Here is an 8,730-nt window from a genome sequence, read left to right as displayed (position 1 = left end):
ACAGGTGGTTCGCCAATAGAAGTAGTGAAACAGTATATTGAAAAACAAGGTGAAAAGTGAGGTGAAATGATATGAAAAAGCATAATAAAGCATACAAATTCCGTTTGTATCCAACAGAAGAACAGGCACATCTTATTCGAAAAACTTTTGGTTGTGTGAGATTTGTATACAACAAGATGTTAGCAGAACGAAAAGAAATGTATGAAGAATACAAGGGGAACAAGGAAGAACTAAAGAAGCAGAAGTTCCCTACCCCAGCGAAATACAAAGTAGAGTTTGACTGGTTGAAGGAAGTCGATTCATTAGCTTTGGCAAATGCTCAATTAAACTTGCAAACTGCCTACAACAATTTCTTTAGCGGTCAAAATGATTTTCCTACATTCAAAAGTAAAAAAAGTAGAAAATCGTATACAACAAATATGGTAAACGGAAATATTATGCTTCTTCATGGTCATATCAAATTACCGAAACTTAAAATGGTTCGTATCAAGCAACATAGAGAGATACCACAAAATCATATCATCAAGTCATGCACTATTTCTATGACACCAACTGGTAAATATTATGTGTCTATCTTGACTGAATATGAAAAAGAAATCATTCAAAAAGAAATAAAAATCGTTGTTGGATTGGACTTTGCAATGGCTGAATTGTATGTTAGTAGCGAAGATGAGAAAGCCAATTATCCTCGCTTTTATCGTCAAATATTAGACCGATTAGCAAAAGCCCAACAAGTATTAGCAAGACGTGCCAAAGGATCTGAGCGTTGGAAGAAACAACGGATTCGTGTAGCTAAATTACATGAAAAGGTTGCAAATCAACGTAAGAATTTCCTTCATCACAAGTCTAAAGAATTAGCTACTAATTTTGATGCTGTAGCAATAGAAGACTTGAATATGAAAAGTATGTCACAAGCACTCAACTTTGGTAAAAGTGTTGCTGACAACGGTTGGGGAGTGTTCACGACCTTTTTAGCATATAAGCTACAAGAACAAGGAAAACAACTTGTAAAAATAGATAAGTGGTTTCCTTCTACAAAGATGTGTAGTAGTTGTAGAAACATAAAAGACATGTCATTATCTGAACGTACTTATGAGTGTTCTTGTGGACTAAAAATAGGTCGTGACCATAATTCGGCACTCAACATTAAAAATGAAGCAATACGCTTATTATCATTAGCATAAGTAATACCAAAAACCTTTGGAACAAGGGAGTTAGCTCGGTGGTCTTAGACTAATTCGTTAGCTATCAAAAGTAACGACTAACCGAGAAGCCCCCACTTCAAACAGCCCGTAAGGACGTTAAGTGGCGGGTAGTTCACCGGCCTTATTATTTGTAGTGTTTTTTCGTACTTATGTACATTTCTCTTTACAAGAAATTACATACAAAATGCCGCTTGTTCTTTCGTTTTTTTTGATTGGTTTTTTCATTTGGATTGCAGAAAATATCGCAACCTTCTTTGGAGCGTGGCAATATCCAAATCAACATGGAACGTGGAAACTCGTTCACATTGGAAAAATTAGTTCATGGTTTTTACTCGTTGTCATTAGCATAATGATTGTGGGACAATTAAAACAACTTAAAATTAAAAAAAGCAAAAATTCCTATTAATATAATTATCTTCATTCTATAGAAAAGAGGGCGATCTGTTTTGAAGAAAAAAAGAAGAATAGCCTTTTTTGTATGTATTGTAATAGTTATTTTTGGAATAGGGGTTGCTGTATATAATAAAATAAGTGATGAAAATAATCTAGATTGTAGGGCAAGTGCTGTTCAAATCAAAGCTGTTGCGGTAGATCATACGGATCAACCGCTATCTGATGTAAAAGTGTATGAAGATTCAATTGCCAATAAAGAACGAGCTGTCACAAATACAAAAGGAGAGTTTCAATTTTACTCCGGTGTTTGCGGTAAAATTACTTTAGTATTCGTTACTCCTGATGGAAATACATACACCAAAGAATATGACAGAGAAAACGTGCCTAATATAATAAAATTAGAGTAGTAAGTCATATATAAATTGAAAAACCAACATAAAAACCCTTTTCATTAAGAGAGGGCGAGAACCTCTGGCCGTGCGTAGAAGTGGTCAGGACCTATTCCTGCCACATGCAAGGTTTAAAACAAAGGGTAGTGGTTATGTTGTATTCGGCATATTAGCGACTTATATGCAAAAAAATTTAAGTGAATTTATATTGAAACCAAAAAGAGGTGTACATCTGAACACCTCTTTTTGGTTTCAATATAAAAGGTAATATTAAGTTTGAATTTTCTCAACTTTTATAAAATCCAATGCGTTATAATGGTCATTAGGTGCTATGGTCACCAAATATTTCTAAAGACGGAGGTTAGCGGTATGTCTTCAAATAACGAAATGAATCGTAACACATTACCTGAGATCCAATTAACTTCTGCTGCGTTTAAACATGAAGCATATGACATTTACAAAGAGTTACGTGCATCTCATCCTGTTTATCAGGTATATCCTAACGCCTGGCTTATTACAAGATATGAAGATGCAGTAAGTTTATTAAAAGATACACGTTTACTGAAGGATGCTAAAAATGTATTTAGTAAAGAAGAGTTTGAGGCCTATTTTACACTAGAAAATGGAGAGTATTTGAGAAAACATATGTTGAGATCTGATCCACCTGACCATAGTCGCCTACGATCCCTTGTTCAAAAAGCGTTTACCCCGCAGATGATTTTACAGCTAAAAGATAATATTCAATCCATTGCTAATACTTTATTAGACAAAATAGAACATCAGCACACTATAAACCTCGTAAATGATTATGCTTTCCCACTTCCAATTATTGTGATTAGCGAGATGCTTGGTATCCCTCAAGAAGACCGAGATAAATTTAGAATTTGGTCACATACGGTTATTGATTCTCCAGATACACTAGAAGCTATTCGAGAAACTGATAAAAAGTTAGGTGAATTCATTGATTATTTACGAGATTTAGTAGCTAAAAAACGAAAAAATCCTTCAGACGATTTAGTGAGTGCATTAATACAAGCAGAAAGTGAAGGAACAAAATTAAGTGTTCCGGAATTAAATTCAATGATTATGCTACTTATCGTCGCTGGACACGAAACAACTGTCAATTTAATCACCAATATGACTCTAGCATTGCTTGAACATCCTAATCAATTGCTACTTCTACGTCAAAATCCAGATTTGATTGACTCGGCAATTGAGGAGTCATTACGATTTTACAGTCCAGTTGAAATAACGACTATGCGCTGGGCATCGGAATCATTTACATTGCATGGTCAAAATATAGAGCCGAAAAATGAGGTGATTATTTCCTTAGCCTCTGCTAACCGCGATGAAAAAATATTTCCAAACGCTCATACTTTTGATATTAGAAGAAAAAATAACTGTCATATTGCCTTTGGTCATGGCATTCATTTCTGCCTTGGTGCATCGCTTGCTCGTTTAGAAGCGAAAATTGCAATTCCTACTTTATTACATCGTATGCCTAATCTTAAAATAAAAGGAAGAAGAGAAGACATAAAATGGAGTGGTAATTATTTGACGAGATCATTAGAAGAATTACCATTATCTTTCTAGGCGAATGGATACGAAATAGTATGACACCTCTCAATACTGTTCATACTAAACAAAAAAGGAGGTGTCATACTATGGCTCAAGATGTTCTTTGTGAAGTAAACAATTGCCAATATTGGGGAAATGGAAATAAGTGCAATGCTGAATCTATTTATGTAGTAAGTCATACAGGGAAACAAGCATCTGATAGTAAAGAAACAGATTGCAAAACATTTATACCAGAAGTTTAAGTCTCTAAGGGTAGCCCAATGTGGTTACCCTTGTTTTATGTATATTATTAATAATAACAATCATTTTCATACTTTTTTTACATATAAAGAAAACAAAAATTTTTTCTGTAATAAGGAGTTCAGCCGATATACCTGTAAAACTAGGTTATATCGATACATTTTTCACTAATATGTGTAGTATAAGTGTTCATTTTTGTTACGTTTTGAATTTGAAAATATGAAATGTCTTAACCGTTCTCACCATATAATTGTTTCATAACTTGAGGAAAGAGATAATAACTGAACATAATTTTTTTTATGAGTTTTTGAACATATTTACCCTTGAAAATTGTACAAATAACTATCTATCATTGTGTGTTCAAAAAATAGTGATTTTCTGGACAACACTGATGTTTATTCATAATTCATTGTAATCATTTTTAACCTCAACTTTCATTTATACATTTATGGTGATGCAAATAATGAGACATACTAATACGATTAAACTAAAAAGACGTTTAATCAAATTGTCCTTTTTAGCAAGGTGCTTATATCCATTTTGGAACTTTTGTACAAAAACTTTGTAATATTGTTTTTAATGGGAAATGGAACAAATGGAGCTGTTACCGTGTCTATATAGTAGATCAATTATAAAAAGTGAGGAAAATTTTTTATGTTTATTCAAATGAGCTTGAGGTACCAAAATGGAACATAGGGGTATTCAAAATTGTAATCATGATGAATTTGATTATGTTATAAAAGAACATTGGAAAGATGTATGGAATTATTCATTTATTATTTCGAAAGACACACATTTATCTGATGATATAACGCAAGATGTATTTATAAAAGCATTTAAAAATTGGCATTCATTTCGGAATGAATCATCTGTTAAAACGTGGCTATTAAAAATTACAAGGAATACAGCGTTAAATCATTTGAAGTCTTCCTACTTTAAGAGAATTTCTTTAGTGAGTTTTTTTAGAGACGATAAGGAGTATTTATCAGCAGAGCAAGAATTTTTTAACAAAGAGGAAGTCGATGAAATTTGGAACATAGTATTAAATTTACCAAAGAAATATCGTGAAATATTAATACTAGATGCAAAATATGAATTATCCTATGATGAAATGGCCGAAACATTAGGAGTGTCCATTGGAACTGTGAAATCCAGGTTACACCGAGCTCGTGCACGGATTTCAAAGATATTAGAGGAGGATAAAAGGTATGAACAGTAACAAAAAGCCAGATTGGTATAAAGAATTAAAAAGTGGACCAATGAGACAGCTTCAGGATGAGGAGGAATTCATTTATAAGATAAAACAATCTGTATACCAAGATAGGGAGAGCAATCAATTTAAATATAGCCGAATATTTCGTAAAAGGGTACTAGCTGTGGCAGTTGTTTTTATTTTTACAGTTGTACTGTTTAACTCTCAACAATTTTTCTTTGGAAAAAACGAACCTCCTGTACAGAGTAGCACCCAAATTGAAGTGAAGATGAAAGATGAATCGAATCAAGATCAATTACTAAAACAATTTATAAATCAATTAAATACAATAACGAGTGTAAAAAGTGAGAATGATTTATACGGAGCTCTGGATGAAGAATTTGTTTTTAAAGGAGAAAAGTATAATAAAAATGAGTGGAGGTTTGATGAAGATATCTTTCATGATTTACAGGTAGCCCTTGCAATGGGGGGAGAATTTGTGAATGATACGAAAACATTATATAAAATACCTAGTGGGTTGTCAGAAAGTAATCAAACAAAGCAAGAACATTATGTATATGCAACAGTCATTGGTGAAGGGACAAAAATTTTCGCTAAGCCAAAACCTGATTCACAGGTTTTAAATCAGGTGTCTAATGAAATGGTAAAAGCTTGGATTTCGGACAAAACGAATAATGATGGATATATAAAAATAACTACAATGAGTGGTTATACAGGTTATGTGAAGAAAGATTATATTTCAATTGATATTAAGTATTCTTTTGTTTTTGAAAAACAAAATGATGGTACGTGGAGGATAAAGAGTATAAATTCTATATGGTAAAAGAGAAAAAAGGTTCACTTCATTGAACCTTTTTTCTTTATTTTTTATTCTCCTTTTGAAGTACATCCCAATTGTATAAAATCTTAGATGCAACAAGAGCAGCATGATTTGTTCCAGAATCTCCGCCAGGAATCATGACAGAAATAGCGACTCGAGGATCTTTGGTAGGAGCATATGCGATAAAAAGAGAATGATTTATAATTTTTCCTTTTTCATTTGGCGAACCTGATATTCCTGTTTTAACTAAAATCGTAAAAACAACTCCTAGAATGGAAAGGATCACTAAAATCCCCCATCTTTTTGTTTTTGTATGTAACATAAAACCCTTCCTTCTACAGACTCTACTTTATCTTAAAATTAATTATTTTTTTGTAAATGTGGAACAACGGTAGTACTTGCATTGTCTATTATATATAAATCCAAATTAAAACCCTGACATAAACCCCTTTTCTTTTTGGATGGTCGAGAGCGTTTGGCCATACGTAGAAGTGGTCAGGGCCTTTTTCTTCCACGTGCGAAGTTCAAACAAAGAGAGAAAGAAAGTAGCAGGTTATTTTTTGTTTAGCATGGCCGCGACTTGTGTGTTGGAAAATCAAGTTGGATTTATATATATCATAGCATTTTTAGAAAAGAAAGAAACAATCATCATAATACGAGACAGCATAGTTGCCGCAGTATAAAAAACGTATTTGGAGGATGTATGAAAAAACAAAAAAGAAAGAAATTAAAGACACATATATCTCCTCGGTTAAATATCCTATTTTTTTGTGTATTTCTATTATTCTCGTCCATTATTGTTAAGCTAGGAAAAGTACAAATCGTAGATGGAGAGACTTATAAGAATCAATTGCAAAAAGATGGGAGTATAACAAGTATTTCAGCTCCTCGCGGAAAAATTTTTGATCGAGAAGGTAAACCGGTTGTCGATAATAGGCCCGTTCGTATTATTACGTATACAAGATTAAAAGGAGGAAGTTCCGAAGACATTTTAAAAACTGCTAAAGATCTTGCAAATGTACTTGAAATACTAGAAGAAGAGATAAATAAGCTAACCGAAATAGATAAAAAAGATTTTTGGATGCAATTAAATAAAAAACGTGCTGAAGCAAAAATTACTAAGCAAGACGAGGATCATTTGAGAGAAAAGAACATGCAAGAGAAAGAGTTATCCAAGAAAATTGAAGAGTTAAGAAGAAAACGTATTACAGAAGCAGAATTGGCAGAATTAACATCACAAGATTTAAAAGTATTAGTTATTAAAAATAAAATGAGCTCTGGTTATCAAATGACACCACAAATTATTAAAAAAGACGCGACAGAGCAAGAGTATGCGAGAATAAGTGAAAATTCAGCAGAATTTCCAGGTGTAGATGCAACAGTTGACTGGGAACGTAATTATGTAAATGGTGACTTATTCCGTTCGGTGTTAGGGAATATAACAAACTCTGAAGTGGGACTGCCAAAAGAACATTTAGACTCTTATTTGGTACGTGGATACAATCGTAATGATCGCGTTGGAAAAAGTTATATTGAACAACGCTATGAAGATGTATTACATGGAACAAAAGGAGAAGTTAGAAATCATACTGATAAAGCAGGAAACATTATTCAGACAGAAACCGTTTCTAAAGGAAAAAGCGGTAATAATTTAACATTAACAATTGATATGGAATTACAGAAAAAAGTGGAAGAAAGTATAGAAAAAAATTTAAAAGCCTTTCAAGGTTCAGAACCATTAATGGATCGTGCTTTTGTTGTCATGATGAATCCGAAAACTGGAGAAATTTTATCCATGGCTGGTAAGAAGTTTGTAGAAACGGATGGAAAAAAAGAGATAGAAGATTTTGCATTAGGCAACATGGTAACTTCTTATGAATTAGGTTCAGCTGTAAAAGGTGCTACCTTATTAACCGGATACCAAACAGGAGCTATACAACCAGGAGCTCAATTTTATGACACACCTATGAATTTTAAAGGTACGAAAGCGAAAAAATCATGGAATGTATCCGGATTTGGGAATATTAATGATTTAAGAGCTTTACAAGTATCTTCTAATGTATATATGTTCCATACAGCTTTGCAAATAGCTGGAGTCAATTATGTACCAAATAGTTCGCTAGATATTAAACAAGAAGCATTTGATACAATGCGTTATTATTTTAAACAATTTGGTTTAGGAGTCCCAACAGGGATTGATTTACCAAATGAAATAATTGGGCAAACGAGACAGAAAGATAGTCAACCTGGATTTTTGCTAGATTTTTCTATTGGGCAGTACGATACGTATACCCCACTGCAATTGGCACAATATATTTCAACGATTGCAAACGGTGGATATCGAATGCAGCCTCAAATTGTACAAGAAATACGAGAACAATCACCCAAAAAAGAAGACATTGGTAAAGTCATACACTCTATTGAGCCTGTTATGTTAAATCGAGTTGATATGAAGACAGAATATATTGATCGAGTAAAAGAAGGGTTTAGATGGGTATTTCAAGAAGGCGACGGAACAGGTGTAAAGTACTTCAAAAATGCCCCATATCAGCCAGCAGGTAAGACAGGAACAGCTCAAACAGTATATGGTGGGGAGAATGAAATTGGAAGGAATGCAAAAGGTGAGCGTATTGAGTGTTACAATTTAACATTAGTTGGATATGCTCCGTATGATAATCCAGAAGTAGCATTTTCTGTAGTGGTTCCATGGATTTATAATGATAAAGGTGGTATTAACTCATTAATTGGAAAAGATATTTTAGATATATACTTTGATTTGAAAAATCAACGAATAAATGGTGGTGCTACCAATACAGATAGCCCTAATCAAAAACAGTAATATATATCTAGAAAAGATTATGATTATTAGCATTTAAGAGGTTCATGAACAAG

General features: G+C 33.1%; 7 protein-coding genes and 2 pseudogenes. 8 read left to right on the top strand and 1 reads right to left on the bottom strand.

Features of this window, described 5'->3' with window-relative positions; all coding sequences use genetic code 11:
* Nucleotides 1-71: 71 nt before the first annotated feature.
* The 7 genes and pseudogenes from WAZ07_RS17150 to WAZ07_RS17120 all read left to right on the top strand — a co-directional run bounded on the left by WAZ07_RS17150 (nt 72) and on the right by WAZ07_RS17120 (nt 5,841).
* Complete coding sequence (locus tag WAZ07_RS17150) at nt 72-1,184, top strand: RNA-guided endonuclease TnpB family protein (protein WP_336473435.1); 1,113 nt, start codon at nt 72-74, stop codon at nt 1,182-1,184.
* Nucleotides 1,185-1,326: 142 nt separating this feature from the next.
* Nucleotides 1,327-1,611: pseudogene (locus WAZ07_RS17145) on the top strand (DUF817 family protein); the annotation flags it as partial.
* A gap of 40 nt (nt 1,612-1,651) precedes the next feature.
* Nucleotides 1,652-2,005 carry a hypothetical protein gene (locus WAZ07_RS17140; RefSeq protein ID WP_336473434.1) on the top strand — a complete coding sequence of 118 codons (354 nt, stop codon included), beginning with the start codon at nt 1,652-1,654 and terminating at the stop codon, nt 2,003-2,005.
* Between the two features lie 351 nt (nt 2,006-2,356).
* Entirely contained in the window at nt 2,357-3,580 is a 1,224-nt protein-coding gene (locus WAZ07_RS17135; RefSeq protein WP_336473433.1) for a cytochrome P450 family protein, read from the top strand.
* A 71-nt stretch (nt 3,581-3,651) separates the two neighbouring features.
* Nucleotides 3,652-3,807 carry a DUF1540 domain-containing protein gene (locus tag WAZ07_RS17130; protein WP_081904805.1) on the top strand — a complete coding sequence of 52 codons (156 nt, stop codon included), beginning with the start codon at nt 3,652-3,654 and terminating at the stop codon, nt 3,805-3,807.
* Nucleotides 3,808-4,490: 683 nt separating this feature from the next.
* Nucleotides 4,491-5,024, top strand: coding sequence for an RNA polymerase sigma factor (locus WAZ07_RS17125; RefSeq protein ID WP_336473432.1), 534 nt, complete (start codon nt 4,491-4,493; stop codon nt 5,022-5,024).
* On the top strand, nt 5,014-5,841 hold the full coding sequence (locus WAZ07_RS17120; protein WP_336473431.1) for an SH3 domain-containing protein: 828 nt from the start codon (nt 5,014-5,016) through the stop codon (nt 5,839-5,841). Before WAZ07_RS17125 ends, WAZ07_RS17120 begins: the two co-directional genes overlap by 11 nt.
* Nucleotides 5,842-5,855: 14 nt before the next feature.
* On the opposite strand, the pseudogene WAZ07_RS17115 reads toward WAZ07_RS17120, so the two are convergent.
* Nucleotides 5,856-6,097 (bottom strand): annotated as a pseudogene (locus WAZ07_RS17115) (penicillin-binding transpeptidase domain-containing protein); the annotation flags it as partial.
* 444 nt (nt 6,098-6,541) lie between these two features.
* Between WAZ07_RS17115 and WAZ07_RS17110 the strand changes: the two are divergent.
* Complete coding sequence (locus tag WAZ07_RS17110; protein WP_336473430.1) at nt 6,542-8,677, top strand: penicillin-binding protein 2; 2,136 nt, start codon at nt 6,542-6,544, stop codon at nt 8,675-8,677.
* Nucleotides 8,678-8,730 lie beyond the last annotated feature (53 nt).

It is taken from the genome of Bacillus bruguierae, assembly GCF_037104725.1.
Taxonomy (GTDB): Bacteria; Bacillota; Bacilli; order Bacillales; family Bacillaceae_G; genus Bacillus_A; species Bacillus_A bruguierae.
The sequence above is the reverse complement of the archived record's forward strand: the minus strand, read 5'-3'. Positions and strand labels throughout refer to the sequence as shown.